We start from the raw sequence: 21,320 nt of genomic DNA on the forward strand, positions 1-21,320 counted from the left end.
ATCTAACTCAGAACTTTTTAGTTAACGGACGAATCGCTTTACCTAATCCAAAGCGAAGTGCGCGAACCAGCGTGGGGCGATTGTGCAATCCTTTACGCCAGCAATCCTCAAACAGGGCAAACCAGCGAGCGGCAACCGCTTCACGAGAATAAACCTGCAAACGTTTTTCTCCCTGCTCACGCATCTGGCGATACAGTTCAGGCGAGTTTTTGAGTCGCATAATGGCGTCAAACGCTTCGTCAGGATTTTTTGCAATCAGATAATCCAGCTCGCTTTCACGAATGGCGCGGTAAGACGGTTCGTCATCGCACACCATCACGGTTTTGCCCAGCCAGTTATTGATTAATTTACTGGCGGGTTTGCGCGCGAGCTTGTGGTCGTGTGACTTACGGAAACTGATGCAAACATCAACGTCCTGATAATTAGTCCAATTATCAAATGAAATGCGCAGTTCAATTCCCTGCCCGGCCAGGCGCTGTTTAAAATCGCCTTCACGATATTCCTGCGGAAAGCTGTCAACGCGGCCGAAAAACGCCACGGTTTTCACCGTTTCATCGGTACGTTCACGCGGTTTAACGCCAGGCTGCGGCCAGTACGGCACGAAAATACGGTTACTGTGCCCGTCAACTTCAGGGTTCTGATCAACGACAATATCGGCACCCACAACCGGAGGGCGATCGGCACGGGCAACGACGGTAAATCCGCGCCATGGTTTAACACGAGAGCCGAAATCATCATTGTGCATCAGGTTGATAGCATCCGGTCGGCATTCGGAGCCAAACGAACATTCAATATCGTCGCCGTAGTAGTGTTTTAACGCCAGCGTGGTTTGAAATGTCCAGCCGCCGCGTCCACCGCAATAGAAACGCTCAGGGATGTCATCCGGATTAACGCGGTTATCCAGCAGCGTCTGAAAATCTGCGTAGTTTTTCGCGATGAAGTCTGCGCGGGAAACCGCGTGAAGTTTGAGTTTGCTCATAATGTCCGTTAGCCGAGAATTTTTTTAAGACGGAAATAACGACGTCCTAAACGCCAGCGCTGACGAAAACCACGTGCATTTTGCCAGATCAGCGACCAGATACCGCGTTCAAAAAGCTCGCGCGTGATCTCACGCTTTTTCGCCATATCGTCGATATTGTTGATGCTGTGCAGAATGCCTAAGCCTTCTTTAGCGATTTGCCACTGGCAAGCGGGTACGCGTTTCACCAAATCGGGATGGCGTTTATTGATCGCATCCAGCATCTCCAGGATTTTCATATAATGACGAGAAGAACGCATACGCGTGTCGTCCGTGCCTGGCGTATGTGAAACCGAGGCAGAGTGAATCAGATAATCGTAATACACTTCATCAACATACTGTACGCGTTTGGCGGTCAATAACACTTCCGTTGTCCACGGAATATCCTGGTGACGCAGGCCATGCTCAAAAGTGAAACCCTGCTCTTTGATAAAAGCGTGACGGTAGATATTGAGCCAGGTGACGTGCAAGAACTTACGCGATTCAAGTGCCATTTGCAGCCAGGTTGGGCCATCCAGCACACCGGTTGACGTCAACTTGTCAGAGGGGAAAATCTTTTTCGACGGACGCCCGTCATCGTAAATGTAGGTGCCGTTACAGGTCGCGACATCCAGCTGACCGGCGAAAGCCATTTCAAGCAGGCGAGGATACATCCCGGGATAGATAACATCGTCGATATCCGGAAAGGCAACATACTCACCTTGTGCGACAGCAAGGCCCGCATTACGTGCCGCTGATACACCGCCGTTCTCCTGGTCAATAACCTTGAAATCACCAAATTCGCTGGCGTAGCGGGCGATAATCTCAGCGGAACCGTCAGTCGAACCGTCATTAACAATGACGAGTTCCAGACTGTCCAGATTCTGCTTCTTAATGCTGTCAAAAAAAGCACTCAGGAAGGATTCACCATTATACACAGCGACAATGAGGCTTAATTGAGGCGTTCCAGACATGCTTACTCCGTATTATTCCACGCTGAGGCAGCGATAAACGTTTTTAACGGTAACGTGCGATGGCATTTCGACAGCCGACAGGCTAAAGAGTTCTGACGACAGGCGAGCGCCAACGGGTATTCTGTTTGGCGCTCGCTATAGGTTCTCAGGAAAGGGCTTCTTTATCTTTTGCCGTGCGTTGCGCGCACATGCCGATAAGCAGTCCGGTCAAGAGCATATATTGTTCCAGGTAATGATCTTTGAGGTTGTGATCGACCATGGTTCTGGAGAAGAAGCCGATTGTAAACAGCAGCAAGAACATCCCCACCATCGTGTTACCGTGGCGGAATTCACGCCAGCCGATGTACCAACAACCCGCCAGCAAAATCAGCCAGCCCGCAATCCCTGCAATGCCATTCTGGATACCAAATTCGATCAGACCGTAATGGCTGTGTGGAATATTAATCCGGTTATCCTGAGTATCACGACGCAGTACGTAGCGGAACGCTTCTTTGCGCGGTCCCATGCCTGCGGGATGTTCAGCGACCAAACCCCAACCTTGGTGGAAGAAACTGGCGCGACAACCGTTGGAATGGTTCATCGGCCGACCGGCCTCATTTCGAGGAATGATCCCGTTTGTTTTGTTGTAGCAGAAGCTGGTAAAGGGAGCATTCCAACCCGTGATCGCATCACTCTCAAGGCTTTGCCAGCGAGGGTCAGTTTTCCAGGATGCGTATCCCAGCAATACGGAGGCGATAATGATAGCGATCAAAATACTGCCCGTGAGCACCACACGGCTGCGTCGCATGTTGTGGAAGCTTAACAACACGAAGGTCGAGAACAGGCTACCCACCAGGCCGATAGTGCCCCAGCGAGTATCGACTAATGCAGTACAGACCAGGTTGCAGACTAACATCAGCGCCAGGAATGAAGTTTTCAGGCGTAAAAAACGCTGATGCAGCAAGCCGCGCGCCAACAGTTCCGCCAGAATAAAACCGGTGATCATATTCACCTGGAAACTCATGCGCGTGCGGTTAAAGACTATCCGCGTTTCACCCCAGTGAATCACACCGTCACGCCAGTAGAGCCAAATCGTATCCAATAAATGGATGCACACGACGCCCCAGAAAAAGAGAACGACCAGCGTGAAGAATCGTGCGGCAGAAATCGAGGGTAACTGGCTTTGAAGAGTGGGTAAGAGGACCAGGCCTGCGCAGAAAAGTAAAACCGGTCGCAGCCATTGCCCGTCCCAGGTCGACACCATCTCTTTAATATCAGGCGCGACAAAAAAACCATTAATCAGGATATAAAAAGTTAATACCCATATCGCAATGAGCACGAACTTAATTTTACTGAAGTTAAGGTTTTGTTTGGCTGAAGATGAGCTGAAGAAAAGACTCAGCGTGACCACAACGATGGGATAGATCAGGCCATTGCGATGAAATGGAAGCTGGTCATTAGGAATCGGCCAGACAAAACACAACGCCAGTACAGCCAGTACTAAAAGGCCCGTCAGGATGTTACGAATATTTGTCATATTTATGGTACTGGTTAAGAATTTCGGCGTTTAAACCGGTTAGTTAACAACGCTGTACGTTAATTCCACGGATATCCGGAGGGAATAAAAGCCAGAGAAAATTACCACAGAAGCCCTAACTACAGAAGGACAATGTTTGTAAGCAAGAATAATCCGCTAATTTTAAGGGGGGCCTGACTTTGTACATTATACCGCTGACAGCGTATATAATGCCTTGATTAGGCAGGTTTCAGCCCATCAACAGGAAATTTATGCACATTGTTCACACTGAAGCAGACGGCGGCAAAGGCGGGCAACCATTACGAATTATTAATGAGTCGCTCGGGCTGATTCAACGCGGTCATCAGGTGACTATTCTCTGCCCAGAAAGCGCGCCGTTGCACGCGTTGGCACAGAATGCCGGGCTGACAGTCGTGACCATGCCATTAAGGCGTAAAAATCTCAAAAACCTGCAATTACTCCGGCACTGGCTCAAACAGCATCGCAAATCTATTGATGTCATCAATAGTCACAATTCAGCCGATACCTGGCTGGTGGCACTCGCTAATCTCACGCTTTCGAATCCAGTACCGCTGGTGCGCACGCGCCATGCATCGGGTGTGCCGCGCAAAAACTGGACAACCCGTTGGCTGTTTCGCAACGCTTGTGCCCACATCGTGACGACGGGTGAAGCGCTCCGCCATCAGGTGGCGGATATCGGCGTTCCGATGGCGCAAAGCACGTCCGTACCGAGCGGCGTTGATACGCAACGCTTTCATCCGGCGGATAAACAGGATGCCAGAGAGCATTGCGGACTTTCGCAGGATGATTTTTGGCTCGGCGTGGTCTCGCATCTGCGTCCGAACAAAGGCCATAGCGTGTTGCTGCGTGCGCTGGCAAAGATCGACAATCCGCGCATTAAGCTGGCGATTGTCGGGGAAGGCCCGCATAAAGAGACGCTGGAACAAGAAATTGTGGCGCTGGGATTACAGCAGCGCGTGGTGATGGCAGGACATCGCAGCGATCCTGAGCGATGGTTCCCGGCGTTTGATATCGCCCTGAGTCCGTCGCACGACATGGAAGGCGTTCCGCAGGGCGTCTTGCAATCCCTTGCATCGCGGATAGCCACCATTGCCACCGACGCGGGGGGCACCGCAGATGCGGTGATTAATGGTAAAACCGGGATTTTGATTGCTCAACGTGATGAAAATGCGCTGCAAGACGCAATCGTCAAACTGTATGACGATGCGGATCTTCGCGAGAAACTGGCGCAGCAAGGATTCGATTACCTTTGCGCCCACTTCACTCGCGAGTGCATGCTGGATGCGATGGAGAAAGTCTTTTCCGATGCGGCTCAGCGCAGCACGTCGCGATAAAGTGCCTGCAACTCTTTAGCCATACGATCCAGAGTGTAAGGTTCTGCGGTGGCGCGCGCCGCCGCAGAATAGTTAACGCCCTGTTCGCGGCCTTTTAACCATTCGCCGATCGCCTGTTGATAACCTTTGTTATCCAGCGCGTCACGCACCCAGCCGTTCACGCCTTCCTCAATCCATTCTGCCGCGCCACAGCCGTGGCTGGTTAATAGCGGCAATCCGCAGGCCAGCGCTTCCACGCAGACATTCGGGAAGGGATCGTAAAGTGTAGGCAAAATCAGGGCATCGGCTGTGCCGTATACCTGACGCACATCCGCGACTGGCCCCAGGAAACGCACGCGTGAAGCCACGCCCAGCGTTGCCGCCAGCTTTTCGAATTTGCGTGCGTGTTTATCGCGACCCGCGATCAGCAGCCAGACATCGGGATGCGGCACAATGGCGCGAAGCGCCGTCGCCACGCCTTTACGGCTAAAGCCTGAACCTACGTACGCCAGCACCGGTGCAGTATGCGGAATGCTCCACGCCTCACGCTGCGAAAACGCGCAAACATCCGGGCTAAAATGGGCGGTATCGACGCCGTTATAGATAACCGTTAGCTTGTCGTCCAGCAAGGTGAAACGGCGAGCGATGTCATCGCGCACCATCTTCGAATTACAGATCACTTTTCGCAGTTGCGGATGGGTAAACATCTGCGCTTCTGCCTGCAAAATGTAGCGGTGATAGCGGCTTAATGACTGCGCCCAGCGCGCCAGCGGCGACAAAATGCGGCTGTACTGCTCAAGCCAGGTGGCATGCACGCCGTCGCCCGCGCGGAAAATCGTGGCGCCTGGAATACGCTCATGGCTCTGAACGATGTCGAACCTGGCAAACTGCGCGGCGGCGGCCTCAGCAAAACCCGATTCGCGGCCGAGACGATTGCGAAACGGCGGATTCACCGTCAGCGTCTGCCAGCCAGCGGCGTCTTCCCACTGGCGAGCGATGAGCGTGACATCTAGCTCGGTGTCCTGCGCCAGCACGTTAAGCGCGCGGGACACAAAACGCTCCGCGCCGCCGTTGGGATTGTAAGTCTGTCGAACGATTGCCAGCTTCATGGAAGGGTTTCCAGCAGCATCGTATCGATCGCGCTCAAGACCTGCTGCGGGGTTATCGCCGTGATGCAGTCGGAAACGCCTCCGTCACCGCAGCCCGCTTTACCGCAAGGCTGGCAGGTGAATCCGGCGGTAATCACGCGATAATTCACGCCCCACGGTGCCCATTTGATTGCACCGGTCGGACCAAAGATGGCAACGGTTGGGGTGCCAACGGCGCTGGCGAGATGCATCGGCATGGAGTCCACGCCAAAATAAACGCGCGCGTGTTTCATCAACGCGCCGAGCTCTTTCAGATTGAGTTGTCCGCTTAAATCAAAGACAGGGTGAGTGAGCGCAGCGCGCAGCTCATCCATGTAAGCCGACTCTTCTTTTGACGGCGCAGCGGAGAGAATGATCGGCAGCCCCCGGGACGCGAGATTATTGATCGTCGCCGCCAGCTTATTGATTTCCCAGGCCTTGAACATCCAGCGTGAAGTCGGATGCACTAAAATATACGATTTTGAGGTCAGCCCAAATCCCGCCAGTTTTTCGGCGATTGACGCTTCCGCTGCATCGCCAGGAACGAACAGCGTATGTTTATCTTCTTCACATTGCGGGTGAATACCGATGCGACGCAACGCGTCCAGGTTCACTTCCACCATATGACGGCTGTTGTCCTGAATGGCGGGATACAGTGTTGTAAATGATTTCACCCAGCGACGGCGCGCCAGCCCGCTGCGTTTGTCCGGTTTGAAACCCACGGATACGCGCGGTTTTAGACGGCGCGCGAGACGCGCACCGTGCCAGTGTTCGGTCAGGTTAATCAGCACGTCGTACTGGCGGCCTTTGAGGGTATTTACCAGCGCACGATACAGACGGAACTGCTCAAACCAGCCTTTCTTGCGCCAGTTGCGGCCTATCGTATGTACCTGATCAATATGTGGATGGCTGGTGAGCATCGCCTGGGTGTCGTCATACACCAGTGCGTCAACTTCGACGTCTGGCCAGTTTTTTTTCAATACGGTAAAGACCGGAGAGGTCAGCAAAACGTCACCGTGGTGACGCAGTTTGATGATCAGCACGCGCTTGGGTGGGCGCTCCGCTGAGAAAAATTCAGACATAGTCTCTCTCTGCTGCCAGCAAAGGCTCTAATTGCGCATAAACCGCAGCGGCGCTGAGCGTGCTCAACTGCGAAGAATTTTCCGGGCGGCAGATATATTGATTTTTTCCGTAGCCGCCAATCAGACCCGGATCCGTTGGGCCGTAGAGCGTAATATTAGGACGATCCAGCGCAGCCGTCAGGTGGCTGAGACCGGTATCAACCGACACCACCGCCGTTGCGCCCGCTAACTCCTGCGCCACACCATCCAGCTTCATGCGAGGCAAAACGTCAACATAATCAAAGCCGTCTGCCAGACGTTTGGCGCGCGCCTCTTCATGCGGTGCGCCCCACGGAAGTTTGATGCGTACATCGGATTCGCCGAGCAAACCAATCAGCTCACGCCAGTATGATTCCGGCCAGTGCTTATCGTCACGCGTCGTGGCGTGGAGGAAAATTAAGTAAGGCTGGCTGTCTTGCGAAGCACCACGCAGGAAATGCTGCGAAATAGCGTAATCACCCTGAGCTTCAGGTTTATGATAACCGAGGCTTTTGGCGAACAATTCGCGGGTGCGTTCGACGGCGTGCTGTTGCTTGCTGATGCGGTGGCGGCGGTTATAGAACAGACTCGCCAGCGGCTCGCGCGCGCTTTGCCAGTCCATACCGTGCTTTACGCCGTGTGCCAGGCGCGTCACCAGTGCGGCGCTTTTTACCAGCCCCTGCGCGTCGATAATTGCATCGTACTGTTGAGCCTGCACCGCATCGCGAAAGGCTTTGCGCTCGGCTTTAATTGGCGCGGAGAACCACGCTTTACGCCAGCGGCGAATCGCCACCGGGATCACACGGTCGACCGCTTCGTGCCAGGTCGGAATTTGCGCGAAGCCTTCTTCCACGACCCAGTCAAAACGAATACCAGGGATGGCACGCATCGCATCCGTCAGCGACGGCAGGGAGTGCAAGACGTCGCCCATTGAAGAGGTTTTAACGATCAAGACCCGCATTCGTTATCCTTCTTCGCTCAGCAGCAGATCGTTGAGTTCGTCGAGAACGCGCTGTGGCGTAATGTCGATCAGGCTCTGGTGATAGCCTTCGGCAGCATCACCTTTTCGCACTTTGTGATAGCCCGTGATCAGGCGGATGACGCGGGCTTTATGCGACAGCGGCGGCGTGAAGTCCGGGCTGCTTGGGCCATACAGCGCGACCAGCGGGCGATTGAGCGCCGCCGCAACGTGCATCAGGCCGGAGTCATTCGTCACTACCGCTTTACAGGCAGCCAGTAAAATCACCGCCTGTTCGAGCTGCGTTTCGCCGGCCAGATTACGACACCAGGCCTGCTGTTCATTACTCAGCGTCGCGAGGATTTCGTTGCCCGCTTCGTGATCTTTCGCCGAGCCAAACAGCACAATCTGATAGCCTTCGTCGATCAGCTGTTTGGCTAATTCGGCGTAGTGATAGTGTGGCCAGCGTTTTGCCGGACCGAACTCTGCACCAGGGCAGAAACCAATCATCGGGCGTTCTGAAGAGAGGTTAAAGGCATTGCAGGTTTGCGATTTTTCGCCTTCATGCACCTGCAACTGCGGCCACAGCAGCGGCTGCGGTAAATCTTTCGCCGTGCGCATCACGCCTTTATCGTACGCCAGAGCAACATAGCGCTCGACCATCAGCGGCCAGGCCTCTTTATCCAGCACGCGCGCATCATTCAGCAAACCGTAGCGCATTTCACCACGCCAGCCGGTACGGTGCGGAACGCCCGCAAAGAAAGGCACGAGAGCAGATTTAAAGGAGTTAGGCAGCACGTAAGCGCGGTCGTAACGTTTCGCACTCAGAATGTGACCCAGCCTGCGGCGTTGACCGATCTCCAGCGCCCCGTGGCCGAGCGGCATCGGAATCGCTTCATTCACTTCCGGCATGCGCGATAAAAGCGGACGGCACCACGCTGGTGCCATCACGTCAATGATCGCCTGGGGATAGCGCGCCTTGAGCGTGCGATAAAGACTTTGCGACATCATCATGTCGCCCACCCATGACGGGCCGATCACCAGTATTCTCATTCACTTCATCCTTCAAACTTTCTCTGCGTTGGCTGCTTTTGTTCACCCCCGTTACATCGTTATCCAATGCGCCCGGGGATTCACTCAGTTGCGGTTCAGCCAGGCCATATATTCCGCTACGCCTTCGGCGACAGTCTTAAATGGCTTGTCATAACCGGCAGCACGCAGGTTGGTCAGGTCTGCCTGTGTGAATGCCTGATAACGGCCTTTCAGTTTTTCCGGGAATGGAATGTACTCGAGGCTGTCTTTTTTATGGAAGGCCAGCGCTGCGTCAGCCACGGCCTGGAAGGATTCTGCGCGGCCTGTGCCCAGGTTAAAGATGCCGGATACGCCGTTTTCCCAGAACCACAGATTGACCGCAGCCACGTCGCCCACGTAGACGAAATCGCGCTTAAAGCCGTCGCTGCCTTCGAACAGTTTCGGGGTTTCGCCGTTGTTCAACTGGGTATTCAGATGGAAAGCAACGCTCGCCATGCTGCCTTTATGGCCTTCGCGCGGACCATAGACGTTGAAATAGCGGAAGCCAACGATTTGGGAGTTCGCTTCTGGCAGAATTTGACGCACATATTCGTCGAACAGGAATTTGGAATAGCCGTACACGTTCAGCGGCTGCTCGTATTCGCGGGATTCGATAAAGTCAGACGTACGCCCGCCGTAGGTGGCAGCAGAAGAGGCATACAGGAACGGAATTTCGTGTTCCAGACAGTAGTGCAGCACTTCTTTCGAGTACTGATAGTTGTTATCCATCATGTACTTGCCGTCCCACTCTGTGGTGGAAGAGCATGCGCCTTCATGGAAGATGGCTTCGATTTCGCCGAATTCTTCACCCGCCATAAGCTGGATCAGAAAATCTTCTTTATCCATGTAGTCGGCAATATTCAGATCCACCAGGTTTGCGAACTTGGTGCCATCTTTCAAATTGTCCACCACCAGAATGTCGGTGATGCCTTTGTCATTCAGGGCCTTGATAATATTGCTGCCGATAAAGCCTGCGCCGCCGGTAACGATGATCATAACGGTAACCTTTGAAGTGTGGAGTCCGGGGAAAATCCCGGACGCTAATATTCATATCATATCATTAGTATGGCGACCCTTCAGCCATTCACCGATATGCACTTCATCCTTCAAGCTGCCTCTACGTTGGCTGCGCTTAGAAACCCCAGTCACATAGTTATCTATGCTCCCGGGGATTTCTTCGCTTGCCACCTTGATGCAACTTGAATGATTTTGTTTATATGCAATAAATGTTACACGTGATTTATGCTGCAAAAACGAGAACTCATGATGCGTCATCTCGTATCGACGTATAGGTTTGGGTAATATGTGCCGAAATTTGCCGAGTCTGGAGAATTGCAATGCGTGGTGATTTTTACAAACAGTTAGACAGCGACCTGGAAACCGCTCGCGCGGAAGGGTTGTTCAAAGAAGAACGTATTATCACTTCTGCGCAGCAGGCGGATATCACCGTCGCTGATGGCAGCCATGTGATCAACTTTTGTGCGAACAACTACTTAGGTCTTGCGAATCACCCTGAGCTGATTGCTGCTGCCAAAAAGGGGATGGACACTCACGGTTTCGGAATGGCCTCTGTGCGCTTTATCTGCGGTACGCAGGACAGCCACAAAGTGCTTGAGAAGAAGCTGGCCGATTTCCTCGGCATGGAAGATGCGATTCTTTACTCTTCCTGTTTCGATGCCAACGGCGGTCTGTTCGAGACGCTGCTGGGCGCGGAAGACGCGATTATCTCTGATGCCCTGAACCACGCATCCATCATCGACGGCGTGCGTCTGTGCAAAGCGAAGCGTTTCCGCTACGCCAATAACGACATGCAGGAGCTGGAAGCGCGTCTGAAAGAGGCCCGTGAAGCCGGTGCTCGCCATGTGTTGATCGCCACCGACGGCGTGTTCTCGATGGACGGTGTGATTGCCAACCTGAAAGGCGTGTGCGATTTGGCCGACAAATATGACGCGCTGGTGATGGTCGATGACTCTCACGCAGTCGGTTTTGTTGGTGAAAACGGTCGCGGTTCCCACGAATACTGTGACGTGATGGGCCGCGTAGACATCATCACCGGTACGCTGGGCAAAGCGCTTGGCGGTGCTTCCGGCGGCTATACCGCTGCGCGTAAAGAGGTGGTTGAGTGGCTGCGTCAGCGCTCCCGTCCGTACCTGTTCTCCAACTCCCTGGCCCCAGCCATTGTTTCTGCTTCCATCAAAGTGCTGGAAATGGTCGAGTCCGGCGCTGAACTGCGCGATCGCCTGTGGTCTAACGCCCGTCTGTTCCGCGAAAAAATGAGCGCGGCGGGCTTTACGCTGGCGGGTGCTGACCACGCGATTATCCCCGTGATGCTGGGCGATGCGGTTGTGGCGCAAAACTTCGCGCGTGAGCTGCAAAAAGAGGGCATTTACGTCACCGGATTCTTCTTCCCGGTGGTGCCAAAAGGTCAGGCGCGTATCCGCACCCAAATGTCTGCGGCGCATTCACCTGAACAAATCGAGCGTGCGGTTGAAGCCTTTATCCGCATCGGCAAACAACTGGGCGTAATTGCCTAAGGACGTGTGATGAAAGCGTTATCCAAACTGAAAGCCGAAGAAGGGATTTGGATGACCGACGTGCCGGAGCCGGAAGTCGGTCATAACGATCTGTTGATCAAAATTCGCAAAACCGCGATTTGTGGCACTGACGTGCATATCTACAACTGGGACGACTGGTCACAAAAAACCATTCCAGTGCCGATGGTTGTGGGCCACGAATATGTCGGTGAAGTGGTTGGCATTGGCCAGGAAGTGAAAGGCTTCAAAATTGGCGATCGCGTTTCCGGCGAAGGCCACATCACCTGCGGCCACTGCCGTAACTGCCGTGGCGGCCGTACGCACCTGTGCCGTAACACCGTGGGCGTAGGCGTGAACCGTCCGGGCTGTTTCGCGGAATATCTGGTGATCCCGGCGTTTAACGCCTTCAAGATCCCGGACAATATTTCTGACGATCTGGCGTCCATCTTCGATCCGTTTGGTAACGCGGTTCACACGGCGCTGTCATTCGATCTGGTCGGCGAAGACGTACTGGTGTCCGGCGCTGGCCCAATCGGCATTATGGCTGCCGCCGTGGCGAAACACGTTGGTGCACGTAACGTGGTGATCACCGACGTTAACGAATACCGCCTGTCGCTGGCGCGCAAAATGGGCGTCACCCGCGCGGTGGACGTCTCCAAAGAGAACCTGAACGACGTGATGGCCGAGCTTGGCATGACCGAGGGCTTCGACGTGGGCCTGGAAATGTCCGGCGCGCCACCCGCGTTCCGTTCAATGCTGGATACCATGAACCACGGCGGACGTATCGCCATGCTGGGTATTCCGCCGTCAGATATGTCGATCGACTGGAACAAAGTTATCTTTAAAGGTTTGTTCATCAAGGGCATTTATGGTCGTGAGATGTTCGAAACCTGGTACAAGATGGCGGCGTTGATTCAGTCTGGTCTGGACCTGACGCCGATCATTACTCACCATTTCGGGATTGATGATTTCCAGAAAGGCTTCGACGCGATGCGCTCGGGCCAATCCGGAAAAGTCATTCTGAGCTGGGATTAAAAAAGAAAGCGCCTGCGGGCGCTTTTTCTCGACCCATTCACAGTTCTGACATCCGCATTCGGATTATTTCCACTATTCCTTCGCTTTTTTACCCACACGCTTATAAAGTTTGTTTAACATTCGTTTACTTTTACAGCGCCTATGCTCAAGCTTACCGTTTGTTTATTGACCTGTAATTCCGCGCGTTTGCTTCGCGAAGTCATTCCTCCGTTACTGGCCGTTGCGGACGAATTTATCGTGGTGGATTCCGGAAGTACTGATTCGACTCTGGCTATCTGTCGAGAATACGGCCTTTCTGTCCACCATCATCCTTACGCGATGCACGGCGCACAGATGAATTATGCGATTGACTTGGCAACGCATGATTGGGTGCTGTGCATGGACAGCGATGAAATCCTGGATGCCGAAACGGTCGATTTCATCCTGGCACTGAAAGCGGGCGAAGCGCCTCCGGTCAACTGTGCCTGGCGTATTGCGCGTTACTGGTATGTGCTTGGCGAAGAAGTGCGAACGATTTATCCCATCTCCTCACCGGATTATCCGGTGCGTCTGTTCAATCGCACTCGGGCGCGATTCAATCACCGCCCAGTTGATGACAAAGTTGAAGGCAATGTGCAGGCCACCAAAATGCCGGGACGCGTGCGGCATGACACGTTTTACACGCTTCATGAAGTCTTTAATAAACTGAATAGCTACACGTCGCGGCTGGTGAAATACCAGAAAGTGAGGCCGTCTATCGGGCGCGGGGTGATCAGCGCAACGGGTGCATTTTTCAAATGGTATCTATTCAGCGGCGCCTGGCGACAGGGGAAAGTGGGGATCGTGACGGGGCTGTACGCGGTCTCATACAGTTTTTTGAAATATTTTAAGGCCTGGTATCTGTATCAGGATAACGAAAAAGAAAAGTCCACGGCAGAAAAGCCAGTGGACTCTCATCTCATCGAATGATGACTGACAGTGATGAATTACGCCTTTCTATCCCAACCCTGCCACTGATGCTGGACGTATTTCACCAGTGAGCTTTGGCCCACACTTTCGCCGATCACCGAGAAGAATCGGGTGGCATACACCGGTTCCAGCGGCTGTTTTGGCTTGCAGAGGCTCACACCCTTGAACGGATTTCGCGGTTTTGTCGCTGGGTTTATGCCTGACGGCGATGACGTATCGGGCCGTGAGGTATCTACTTGCGGCTCGTTGAGCAGATCGCTCGGGCGTACCAGCGTGATATCCGACGGCAGAGAAGGCAGCATTTGCTGCAAGACGCGCACGGTGGACGGATGGGGATGCCCAATCGCGATAGCCGACCCGTTGCGGCGTGCGAGCTGAACCGCACGATTGAACTGAGCACGAATATCCGCGTCGTTCTGCGTGTCGTCCAGGAAGACTTTGCGCTTAATCACCTTCACACCGGTGCCCTGCGAGGCGCGCAGAGCCTGGCTATTGCCAATGGTCATGCTGTCGAGGAAATAGAGATTGTAGCGCGCCAGCGCCTGCATCACTTTTTGCATTCCAAACAGGCTCGACGTCATCGCGCTGCCCATGTGGTTATTCAGCCCGACGGCAAACGGCACTTTTCCGTAAGCATCGCGAATAATGCGCTCGATCTCGTCGCTGCTCATGTCCGGGCGTAAGGTGTCTTTTTCCAGCGGTTGTTTACTGAGCGGCGCCATCGGCAAGTGGATCAGCACTTCGTGCCCGCTATTATGGGCTTTGGTCGCCATTTCGCGCGCATGTGGGGCATTGGGTAACACGGCAACGGAGATGGCAGTGGGCATTGCCAGCACCTGATTCTCGTTGTGTGGGCGATAACCGAAATCATCAATGACGATGGCAAGTTTGCCTGCGTAAACCGGTGAAGCCAGCGCCAGTGCGCTGACGACGGATAAAACAAGACGACGAAATTGAAGCAAAACTTATCTTCCCAACCACGGCTGTGGATTGACCGCCTGACCCTGGCGACGAATTTCGAAATAGAGTGACGGGCGGCCCTGACCGCCACTACTGCCCACAAGGGCGATGGGTTGTCCGGCACGGACCTGTGTGCCTACGCTGACCAGTGCGCTCTGGTTATAGCCGTAAAGACTCATGTCGCCTTTGCCGTGTTCAACCACCACGACAAGACCGTAACCCTGCAGCCAGTCTGCGAGGATCACGCGGCCATCGGCGATGGCTTTGACTTCGCTGCCTTCGGAGGCACCAATAACGATACCCTTCCAACGTAGCTCACCCTGCAGTTGTTCGCCATAGCGATGCAAAATCGAACCACGTACGGGCCAGAACGCTTGTCCGCGAGGGGCACCAAGGCCGCCGGTACGCGAGATGAGCGAGCGCTCGCTTTCGGTCGGTTTATAGGTTGAACCTTTACGCGACGCTTCTTGCTGGCGATCTTTTACGGCCTGCGCTTCACGGGCTTCTTTTTCGGCCCGCGCTTTGGCTGCCGCTTCGGCACGCGCAATGCTGTTACGCAGTTTTGACTCGTTGGCACGCATTTCACCCAGCTGCGTCTGACCTTCCTGAATCGACGACTCCAGACCGGAAAGCGTTTTCTTACGCTCGTTCCGCGCCTGTTCCAGCTTCGCCTGTTGCGCCTGCTGATCGTAAAGCAGGGTCTGCTGTTGGCTTTGCTTCTCTTCAAGCTCCGCTTTCTGGGTGTTGACCTCTTCGCGCGTCTGCTTAAGCTGCGCGATGGTCTCCTGGCGAGCCTGGTTCAGATAGCCAAAATAGGCCTGCAAACGCTGGCCGCGCTGGCTCTCTTCACCGCTGAGAATCAACTGAATGCCGGTATGCTCACCCTGACGGAATGCCGCATCAAGCTGGGCGGCAAGATTACGTTCCTGGGCGTCGCGCTGGCGTTCTAGTTTGGCAATCGACGCGTTCATCTCATCGATTTGCTTATTGAGCAGTGAAAGGGTGTTTTGCGTTTCGCGTAATTTCCGCGCGGCGGCGGAAATGGCTTCTTCCTGCTGCTTTAACTGCGCAAGCAGTGAAGCGCGTTGCTGTTGCTGCTGGCGAACTGCGCGCTCTTTCGCGGCGATATCGGCCTGAATCGATTTGAGCTGATCGCGATCGTCAGCGTGGGCGGATGTGGCGCACAACAATACGCCAGCGCTAAGCGCGCTGGCGTAAAGCAAAGGTCTGACTGAAAACCGTAGCGGCTTCACGACCCATGTGATTGAAAAAATCGCCTTTCCCCTCATGGGGAAGGATTATTCCACGATGAACAGCGGCTTGCCAGTCATCTCTTGCGGGATTTCCATCCCCATCAGCGTCAACATGGTTGGTGCGATGTCAGAAAGCTTACCGCCTTCCACCGCTTTCAGAGATTTCTCACCCACATAAATCAGCGGAACGGGCAGGTTTGTGTGCGCCGTATGCGCCTGACCGGTCAACGGATCGCGCATCTGCTCAGCATTACCGTGATCGGCGGTGATCAGCAACTGACCGCCGACGGATTCCACGGCTTTGGCAACTCGATCAACGCAGTGGTCCAGGGTTTCAACTGCTTTCACCGCTGCTTCCATCACGCCGGTATGACCAACCATATCGCCGTTCGGATAGTTACAGATAATGGTGTCGTATTTGCCGCTTGTGATTGCCGCGACCAGCTTTTCAGTCAGCTCAGCAGAGCTCATTTCTGGCTGCAGATCGTAAGTCGCCACTTTCGGGGAGTTAATCAGAATGCGGTCTTCGCCTTTGAACGGCTCTTCTACGCCGCCGTTAAAGAAGAAGGTCACGTGCGCGTATTTTTCGGTTTCGGAAATGCGCAGCTGCGTTTTGTCGTGCTTCGCCATCCACTCGCCAAGGGTGTTCGCCAGTGAAGCTGGTGGATATGCGCACGGCACTTTGATGTCAGCAGCGTATTCGGTCAGCATGATGAAGTCGAGGTTCACCACTTTCTTACGGGCGAAACCGTCAAAATCAGCATTCACGAACGCACGGGTGATTTCACGCGCACGGTCGGCACGGAAGTTCATGAAGATCAGCGCATCGCCGTCTTCCATAGCGGCGTCAGCCTGGCCTTCAGCACGGATCACGGTTGCTTTCACGAATTCGTCGTTCTCGTCACGCGCGTAAGCGGCTTCCAGACCGGCAACGGCGGTATCAAACTGGAACTCACCTTTTGCCATGGTCATCAGGTCATACGCTTGCTCAACGCGATCCCAGCGGTTATCGCGGTCCATTGCGTAGTAACGGCCAATGATCGAGGCAACACGGCCTTTGCCCAGCTCGGCAAATTTGTCTTCAAAGGTTTGCAGTGATGATTTGGCGCTGCGCGGTGGGGTGTCGCGACCGTCCAGGAAAGCATGCAGGTAGATTTTTTCTGCGCCGCGCTCGGCTGCCATTTCTACCATCGCCAGGATGTGATCTTCGTGGCTGTGAACGCCGCCTGCAGAGAGCAGACCCATAATGTGAACCGCTTTGCCTGCGCTCACGGCTTTATCGACAGCACCGGTCAGCGTAGGGTTGGAGAAGAACGTGCGTTCTTTAATTTCAACATCCAGACGGGTCAGATCCTGATAAACAATGCGGCCCGCACCCAGGTTGACGTGTCCGACTTCAGAGTTGCCCATCTGGCGATCCGGCAGACCCACCTCCAGCCCGGACGCATCGATCAGGGTATGCGGACGCTGTGCCCACAGCGCATCCATTACCGGGGTTTTTGCGTTGAAAATGGCATTATCCTGGCTGTCTTCGCGATAGCCATAACCATCCAGAATCACCAGTACCATAGGTTTTTTAGAAACCGACATTGCGACATCCTCATGCTCAAGAGACAAAAAATTTGCGTAATTTTACTACAGCTGAATCGTTAAAGTAGCCTCGGAAGATCAAAGAATACGTAGGGACAGGAGCCATGAAGGCGATTTTGCATTATTTTTTTCGTGGCATGCCGCAGAAAATGGATTAGCTTATTCCCGCTGGCTGTATTTGCCACACCGCACAGGTATACTCCTGTCCTGGTTTTTTTAATCACTACGTCGGGAGTTGTTACCCCCCATGCAAGAAATTATGCAATTTGTTAGCCGCCATCCGGTACTGAGTATCGCGTGGATTGGTTTACTGGCAGCTGTGCTGTTTACCACTTTCAAAGGCCTTACTTCTAAAGTTAAGGTTATCACTCGTGGCGAAGCAACGCGTCTTATCAATAAAGAAGACGCCGTCGTTGTCGACCTGCGTCAGCGTGATGATTTCCGTAAAGGTCATATTGCAGGTTCTATGAACCTGCTGCCTGCTGAAATCAAAGCAAACAATGTTGGTGAACTGGACAAGCATAAAGCGCAGCCGATTATCGTTGTCGACGGTACTGGTATGCAGGCGCAGGATCCGGCCAGCGCGCTGATCAAGGCGGGTTTTGAAAAGGTATACGTGCTGAAAGACGGCGTCTCCGGCTGGAGCGGCGAGAATCTGCCTTTAGTTCGCGGTAAATAAGAGGAACGACGTTATGGCCAATATCGAAATGTACACCAAAGCGACCTGCCCGTTCTGCCATCGCGCGAAAGCGCTGCTGAGCAGCAAAGGCGTCACCTTTCAGGAACTGCCTATCGATGGCGACGCGGCAAAACGTGAAGAGATGATCAAACGTAGTGGCCGTACGACGGTTCCGCAGATTTTTATTGATGCGCAGCACATTGGCGGCTGTGATGACTTGTATGCGCTTGATGCACGTGGTGGGCTTGATCCCCTGCTGTAAAAGCGTTTTAGGACAATTAAAAAGGGTATTTCCATGTCAGAACAAAACAACAACGAAATGAGTTTCCAGATTCAGCGCATCTACACCAAGGATGTCTCTTTCGAAGCGCCAAATGCGCCGCATGTTTTCCAGAAAGATTGGCAGCCAGAGGTTAAACTTGATCTTGATACTGCGTCTACCCAACTGGCAGACGACGTGTATGAAGTTGTACTGCGCGTGACCGTCACCGCCTCGCTGGGCGAAGAAACTGCATTCCTGTGCGAAGTACAGCAGGGCGGCATCTTCTCTGTGGGCGGCATTGACGGTAATCAGCTGGCGCATTGCCTGGGTGCATACTGCCCGAATATTCTGTTCCCGTATGCTCGCGAATGCATCACCAGCCTGGTATCCCGCGGTACATTCCCGCAACTGAACCTTGCGCCAGTGAACTTTGATGCGCTGTTCATGAACTATCTGCAGCAGCAAGCTGGCGAAGGTACTGAAGAACATCAGGATGCCTGATGAGTACAGTTAATGCGTCAATGACTGTGATCGGTGCCGGCTCGTACGGCACTGCTCTTGCTATTACCCTGGCAAGAAATGGTCACGAAGTGGTGCTTTGGGGCCACGATCCTAAGCATATCGCGACGTTACAGAACGATCGCTGCAATGTTGCGTTCCTTCCTGATGTTCCTTTTCCTGATTCGCTGCACCTCGAAAGCGATCTCGCTACGGCACTTGCTGCCAGCCGTAATATCTTAGTTGTCGTGCCAAGCCATGTGTTTGGTCAGGTGCTGCACCAGATCAAGCCGCTGATGCGTGCTGATGCGCGTATCGTGTGGGCAACAAAAGGGCTGGAAGCGGAAACGGGACGTCTGTTGCAGGATGTGGCCCGTGAAGTGCTGGGTGATGATGTTCCGCTGGCGGTGATCTCTGGACCGACGTTTGCCAAAGAGCTGGCCGCTGGCCTGCCGACGGCAATCTCTCTGGCGTCAACCGATCAAACCTTCTCCGACGATCTCCAGCATTTGCTGCACTGCGGCAAAAGCTTCCGCGTCTACAGCAACCCGGATTTTATCGGCGTGCAGTTGGGCGGCGCGGTGAAGAACGTTATCGCGATCGGCGCGGGTATGTCTGACGGTATCGGCTTTGGCGCGAACGCGCGTACGGCATTGATCACCCGTGGACTGACGGAAATGTCGCGTCTTGGCGAAGCCTTAGGCGCCGATCCTGCCACCTTTATGGGTATGGCTGGTTTAGGCGATTTGGTGCTGACCTGTACCGACAACCAGTCTCGTAACCGCCGCTTTGGCATGATGCTCGGACAGGGCATGGATGTGATGGGCGCGCAGGAAAAAATTGGTCAGGTGGTCGAAGGTTATCGCAATACCAAAGAAGTTCGGGAATTGGCGCACCGTTTTGGTGTCGAAATGCCAATAACCGAGGAAATTTATCAGGTATTGTATTGCGGAAAAAATGCGCGCGAGGCAGCATTGACCTTATTAGGTCGCTCACGCAAGGAAGAGCGCAGCAGTAGCTAATGCAGGGATACGTTGTCGCCCAACGACACGGCCAGCAGAGACTGGCCGGTCGTCTAATTACGCCTGGAGTATGCAATGCCGTGTGAAGAACTGGATATCGTCTGGAACAATATTAAAGCCGAAGCCCGGGCTTTAGCCGACTGCGAGCCTATGCTGGCCAGTTTTTATCACGCGACGTTACTCAAGCATGAAGATCTCGGCAGTGCCCTGAGCTATATGCTCGCGAACAAACTCGCCTCTTCAATCATGCCCGCCATTGCCATTCGCGAAGTCGTTGAAGAGGCGTATGCCGCCGACCCCGAAATGATCGCCTCTGCCGCCTGTGATATTCAGGCCGTGCGAACGCGCGACCCGGCGGTGGATAAATACTCCACGCCGCTGCTGTACCTCAAAGGTTTTCACGCTCTACAGGCTTACCGCATCGGCCACTGGCTGTGGAACGAAGGCCGTCGTGCGCTGGCTATTTTCCTGCAAAATCAGGTTTCCGTGACCTTCCAGGTGGATATTCACCCGGCAGCGAAAATCGGTCGCGGGATCATGCTTGACCACGCCACCGGCATTGTTGTCGGTGAAACGGCGGTTATCGAAGATGACGTGTCAATTCTGCAATCCGTGACCCTTGGCGGTACGGGCAAAACCAGTGGCGATCGCCATCCAAAGATTCGCGAAGGCGTGATGATTGGCGCGGGCGCGAAAATTCTCGGCAATATTGAAGTCGGACGTGGTGCGAAGATTGGTGCGGGATCGGTTGTGCTTCAACCCGTTCCGCCGCACACCACCGCCGCCGGCGTGCCAGCGCGAATCGTCGGCAAACCCGAGAGTGATAAACCGGCGATGGATATGGATCAGCATTTCAACGGCATTCACCATACCTTCGAGTATGGTGACGGTATCTAGCTTCTGAGCACGGCGCCGGCATATCCCAGCTGGCGCCAGGCTTCATACACCACGACCGACACCGCATTAGACAAATTCATGCTGCGGCTGTCCGGCATCATTGGAATACGGATTTTTTGCTCAGCGGGCAGAACATCCAGAATAGTGGCTGGCAGGCCACGCGTCTCAGGGCCAAACATCAGATAATCGCCTTCCTGATAACTCACTGCGCTGTGCGCCGGTGTGCCTTTGGTCGTCAGAGCAAACATGCGCTGCGCGTTTTCCGCTGCCATAAAGGTCGCGTAATCGTGATGGCGAACGACGGCCGTAAATTCATGATAATCCAGTCCCGCGCGGCGCAGGCGTTTGTCGTCCCACGTAAAGCCCATCGGCTCAATGATATGCAGACGAAAACCGGTATTGGCGCACAGGCGAATGATATTGCCGGTATTAGGCGGAATTTCTGGTTCGAATAGTACGATGTTAAGCATGCTGTCCCCTGGAGCCTATCCCGTTAGGCTCTGAAAAATACGGGGGCAGGATAGCAGAATCTGCATCTTTTCTCCCTCTCCCTGTGGGAGAGGGG

At 54.0% G+C, this 21,320-nt stretch carries 21 protein-coding genes; 9 read left to right on the forward strand and 12 right to left on the reverse strand.

Annotation, left to right across the window (positions count from 1 at the left end):
- Window positions 1-7 precede the first annotated feature (7 nt).
- From ACKI5T_RS16750 to ACKI5T_RS16760, 3 genes are all read right to left on the reverse strand, one after another.
- Window positions 8-979 (reverse strand): glycosyltransferase family 1 protein, encoded by a 972-nt coding sequence (locus tag ACKI5T_RS16750; protein ID WP_407438894.1) that lies wholly within the window; start codon window positions 977-979, stop codon window positions 8-10.
- Window positions 980-987: 8 nt separating this feature from the next.
- Window positions 988-1,971, reverse strand: coding sequence for a glycosyltransferase (locus ACKI5T_RS16755; RefSeq protein ID WP_407438896.1), 984 nt, complete (start codon window positions 1,969-1,971; stop codon window positions 988-990).
- Window positions 1,972-2,116: 145 nt separating this feature from the next.
- Window positions 2,117-3,487, reverse strand: a complete 1,371-nt coding sequence (locus ACKI5T_RS16760; protein ID WP_407438898.1) for an O-antigen ligase family protein — start codon at window positions 3,485-3,487, stop codon at window positions 2,117-2,119.
- 251 nt (window positions 3,488-3,738) lie between these two features.
- Between ACKI5T_RS16760 and ACKI5T_RS16765 the strand changes: the two genes are divergently transcribed.
- A complete protein-coding gene (locus ACKI5T_RS16765) occupies window positions 3,739-4,842 on the forward strand; it encodes a glycosyltransferase family 4 protein (protein WP_407438899.1) in 1,104 nt (367 codons plus the stop codon).
- Here the strand turns inward: ACKI5T_RS16765 and ACKI5T_RS16770 are convergent.
- The 5 genes from ACKI5T_RS16770 to rfaD form a co-directional block, all read right to left on the reverse strand.
- Entirely contained in the window at window positions 4,821-5,930 is a 1,110-nt protein-coding gene (locus tag ACKI5T_RS16770; protein WP_407438901.1) for a glycosyltransferase family 4 protein, read from the reverse strand. The genes ACKI5T_RS16765 and ACKI5T_RS16770 overlap by 22 nt on opposite strands.
- Window positions 5,927-7,030: a putative lipopolysaccharide heptosyltransferase III gene (gene rfaQ / locus ACKI5T_RS16775; RefSeq protein WP_407438903.1), complete on the reverse strand. Its 1,104-nt coding sequence runs from the start codon at window positions 7,028-7,030 to the stop codon at window positions 5,927-5,929. The genes ACKI5T_RS16770 and rfaQ overlap by 4 nt, the downstream gene beginning before the upstream one ends.
- On the reverse strand, window positions 7,023-8,009 hold the full coding sequence (gene rfaC, locus ACKI5T_RS16780; protein WP_407438905.1) for a lipopolysaccharide heptosyltransferase RfaC: 987 nt from the start codon (window positions 8,007-8,009) through the stop codon (window positions 7,023-7,025). The genes rfaQ and rfaC overlap by 8 nt, the downstream gene beginning before the upstream one ends.
- A 3-nt stretch (window positions 8,010-8,012) precedes the next feature.
- Window positions 8,013-9,059, reverse strand: coding sequence for an ADP-heptose--LPS heptosyltransferase RfaF (gene rfaF / locus ACKI5T_RS16785; protein WP_407438907.1), 1,047 nt, complete (start codon window positions 9,057-9,059; stop codon window positions 8,013-8,015).
- Between the two features lie 84 nt (window positions 9,060-9,143).
- Window positions 9,144-10,073: an ADP-glyceromanno-heptose 6-epimerase gene (gene rfaD / locus ACKI5T_RS16790; RefSeq protein ID WP_011915383.1), complete on the reverse strand. Its 930-nt coding sequence runs from the start codon at window positions 10,071-10,073 to the stop codon at window positions 9,144-9,146.
- A gap of 341 nt (window positions 10,074-10,414) precedes the next feature.
- Here rfaD and kbl point away from each other — a divergent pair, with 341 nt between their 5' ends.
- The 3 genes from kbl (at window position 10,415) to ACKI5T_RS16805 (ending at window position 13,594) form a co-directional block, all read left to right on the forward strand.
- Window positions 10,415-11,611, forward strand: a complete 1,197-nt coding sequence (gene kbl / locus ACKI5T_RS16795; protein WP_202694530.1) for a glycine C-acetyltransferase — start codon at window positions 10,415-10,417, stop codon at window positions 11,609-11,611.
- Window positions 11,612-11,620: 9 nt separating this feature from the next.
- Complete coding sequence (tdh, locus tag ACKI5T_RS16800) at window positions 11,621-12,646, forward strand: L-threonine 3-dehydrogenase (RefSeq protein WP_407438909.1); 1,026 nt, start codon at window positions 11,621-11,623, stop codon at window positions 12,644-12,646.
- A gap of 141 nt (window positions 12,647-12,787) precedes the next feature.
- Complete coding sequence (locus ACKI5T_RS16805; RefSeq protein WP_407438911.1) at window positions 12,788-13,594, forward strand: glycosyltransferase family 2 protein; 807 nt, start codon at window positions 12,788-12,790, stop codon at window positions 13,592-13,594.
- A gap of 17 nt (window positions 13,595-13,611) precedes the next feature.
- Here ACKI5T_RS16805 and ACKI5T_RS16810 read toward each other — a convergent pair whose 3' ends face one another.
- From ACKI5T_RS16810 to gpmM, 3 genes are read right to left on the reverse strand one after another with little or no spacing between them, the layout of a single operon-like run.
- Window positions 13,612-14,556 (reverse strand): divergent polysaccharide deacetylase family protein, encoded by a 945-nt coding sequence (locus tag ACKI5T_RS16810; protein ID WP_407438913.1) that lies wholly within the window; start codon window positions 14,554-14,556, stop codon window positions 13,612-13,614.
- A 3-nt stretch (window positions 14,557-14,559) separates the two neighbouring features.
- Window positions 14,560-15,819 carry a murein hydrolase activator EnvC gene (gene envC, locus ACKI5T_RS16815; RefSeq protein WP_235135802.1) on the reverse strand — a complete coding sequence of 420 codons (1,260 nt, stop codon included), beginning with the start codon at window positions 15,817-15,819 and terminating at the stop codon, window positions 14,560-14,562.
- A gap of 33 nt (window positions 15,820-15,852) precedes the next feature.
- A complete protein-coding gene (gene gpmM, locus ACKI5T_RS16820; protein WP_407438915.1) occupies window positions 15,853-17,397 on the reverse strand; it encodes a 2,3-bisphosphoglycerate-independent phosphoglycerate mutase in 1,545 nt (514 codons plus the stop codon).
- A gap of 247 nt (window positions 17,398-17,644) precedes the next feature.
- Here gpmM and ACKI5T_RS16825 point away from each other — a divergent pair, with 247 nt between their 5' ends.
- The 5 genes from ACKI5T_RS16825 to cysE all read left to right on the forward strand — a co-directional run bounded on the left by ACKI5T_RS16825 (window position 17,645) and on the right by cysE (window position 20,755).
- Entirely contained in the window at window positions 17,645-18,076 is a 432-nt protein-coding gene (locus ACKI5T_RS16825) for a rhodanese-like domain-containing protein (protein WP_407438917.1), read from the forward strand.
- Between the two features lie 13 nt (window positions 18,077-18,089).
- Entirely contained in the window at window positions 18,090-18,338 is a 249-nt protein-coding gene (grxC, locus tag ACKI5T_RS16830; protein WP_059180467.1) for a glutaredoxin 3, read from the forward strand.
- Between the two features lie 33 nt (window positions 18,339-18,371).
- On the forward strand, window positions 18,372-18,839 hold the full coding sequence (gene secB / locus ACKI5T_RS16835) for a protein-export chaperone SecB (protein WP_407438919.1): 468 nt from the start codon (window positions 18,372-18,374) through the stop codon (window positions 18,837-18,839).
- A complete protein-coding gene (gene gpsA / locus ACKI5T_RS16840) occupies window positions 18,839-19,858 on the forward strand; it encodes an NAD(P)H-dependent glycerol-3-phosphate dehydrogenase (RefSeq protein WP_407438920.1) in 1,020 nt (339 codons plus the stop codon). The genes secB and gpsA overlap by 1 nt, the downstream gene beginning before the upstream one ends.
- Window positions 19,859-19,933: 75 nt before the next feature.
- Window positions 19,934-20,755 carry a serine O-acetyltransferase gene (cysE, locus tag ACKI5T_RS16845; protein WP_011915394.1) on the forward strand — a complete coding sequence of 274 codons (822 nt, stop codon included), beginning with the start codon at window positions 19,934-19,936 and terminating at the stop codon, window positions 20,753-20,755.
- Here cysE and trmL read toward each other — a convergent pair.
- A complete protein-coding gene (trmL, locus tag ACKI5T_RS16850; RefSeq protein WP_407438923.1) occupies window positions 20,752-21,225 on the reverse strand; it encodes a tRNA (uridine(34)/cytosine(34)/5-carboxymethylaminomethyluridine(34)-2'-O)-methyltransferase TrmL in 474 nt (157 codons plus the stop codon). The genes cysE and trmL overlap by 4 nt on opposite strands.
- Window positions 21,226-21,320: the final 95 nt, after the last annotated feature.

This window comes from Lelliottia sp. (assembly GCF_045627565.1).
Taxonomy (GTDB): domain Bacteria; phylum Pseudomonadota; class Gammaproteobacteria; order Enterobacterales; family Enterobacteriaceae; genus Enterobacter.

Bases quoted from the DNA above. Each gene is read 5' to 3' on its own strand.
- ACKI5T_RS16750 (WP_407438894.1), bottom strand. From the start codon at position 979: ATGAGCAAACTCAAACTTCACGCGGTTTCCCGCGCAGACTTCATCGCG.
- ACKI5T_RS16755 (WP_407438896.1), bottom strand. From the start codon at position 1,971: ATGTCTGGAACGCCTCAATTAAGCCTCATTGTCGCTGTGTATAATGGT.
- ACKI5T_RS16760 (WP_407438898.1), bottom strand. From the start codon at position 3,487: ATGACAAATATTCGTAACATCCTGACGGGCCTTTTAGTACTGGCTGTA.
- ACKI5T_RS16765 (WP_407438899.1), top strand. From the start codon at position 3,739: ATGCACATTGTTCACACTGAAGCAGACGGCGGCAAAGGCGGGCAACCA.
- ACKI5T_RS16770 (WP_407438901.1), bottom strand. From the start codon at position 5,930: ATGAAGCTGGCAATCGTTCGACAGACTTACAATCCCAACGGCGGCGCG.
- rfaQ (WP_407438903.1), bottom strand. From the start codon at position 7,030: ATGTCTGAATTTTTCTCAGCGGAGCGCCCACCCAAGCGCGTGCTGATC.
- rfaC (WP_407438905.1), bottom strand. From the start codon at position 8,009: ATGCGGGTCTTGATCGTTAAAACCTCTTCAATGGGCGACGTCTTGCAC.
- rfaF (WP_407438907.1), bottom strand. From the start codon at position 9,059: ATGAGAATACTGGTGATCGGCCCGTCATGGGTGGGCGACATGATGATG.
- rfaD (WP_011915383.1), bottom strand. From the start codon at position 10,073: ATGATCATCGTTACCGGCGGCGCAGGCTTTATCGGCAGCAATATTATC.
- kbl (WP_202694530.1), top strand. From the start codon at position 10,415: ATGCGTGGTGATTTTTACAAACAGTTAGACAGCGACCTGGAAACCGCT.
- tdh (WP_407438909.1), top strand. From the start codon at position 11,621: ATGAAAGCGTTATCCAAACTGAAAGCCGAAGAAGGGATTTGGATGACC.
- ACKI5T_RS16805 (WP_407438911.1), top strand. From the start codon at position 12,788: ATGCTCAAGCTTACCGTTTGTTTATTGACCTGTAATTCCGCGCGTTTG.
- gpmM (WP_407438915.1), bottom strand. From the start codon at position 17,397: ATGTCGGTTTCTAAAAAACCTATGGTACTGGTGATTCTGGATGGTTAT.
- ACKI5T_RS16825 (WP_407438917.1), top strand. From the start codon at position 17,645: ATGCAAGAAATTATGCAATTTGTTAGCCGCCATCCGGTACTGAGTATC.
- grxC (WP_059180467.1), top strand. From the start codon at position 18,090: ATGGCCAATATCGAAATGTACACCAAAGCGACCTGCCCGTTCTGCCAT.
- secB (WP_407438919.1), top strand. From the start codon at position 18,372: ATGTCAGAACAAAACAACAACGAAATGAGTTTCCAGATTCAGCGCATC.
- gpsA (WP_407438920.1), top strand. From the start codon at position 18,839: ATGAGTACAGTTAATGCGTCAATGACTGTGATCGGTGCCGGCTCGTAC.
- cysE (WP_011915394.1), top strand. From the start codon at position 19,934: ATGCCGTGTGAAGAACTGGATATCGTCTGGAACAATATTAAAGCCGAA.
- trmL (WP_407438923.1), bottom strand. From the start codon at position 21,225: ATGCTTAACATCGTACTATTCGAACCAGAAATTCCGCCTAATACCGGC.